Genomic DNA, 250 nt, shown 5'->3' on the forward strand with positions numbered 1-250 from the left:
TGCAGGTCGTCGGCGACGGCGTCACGCTGACGCAGCTCGCCCTCGTCGTCGCGTTCATCGAGGGGGTGGCCGAAGATCTGCGCCTCGACCTCTCGGATGCGCTGCGGGATGCGGTTGACGGGCGTGCGCGTCAGCACGAGGAAACCGAAGAACGACACGAGCGCGAGGATGATGCCCGCGCCCCACACCGTGAGCGCGGCAGACAGCGGCCCTCCCGTGATGACGCCGAGGATGCCGCCTGCGCCGCGCA

1 protein-coding gene is annotated in these 250 nt (G+C 70.4%); it reads right to left on the reverse strand.

Annotation, left to right across the window (positions count from 1 at the left end; all coding sequences use genetic code 11):
- Positions 1 to 250 (reverse strand): hypothetical protein (locus B2284_RS11395; RefSeq protein WP_286697550.1); only part of this gene is annotated, 250 nt, incomplete at both ends.

This window comes from Dermacoccus sp. UBA1591 (assembly GCF_002322065.1).
GTDB lineage: Bacteria > Actinomycetota > Actinomycetes > Actinomycetales > Dermatophilaceae > Dermacoccus > Dermacoccus nishinomiyaensis.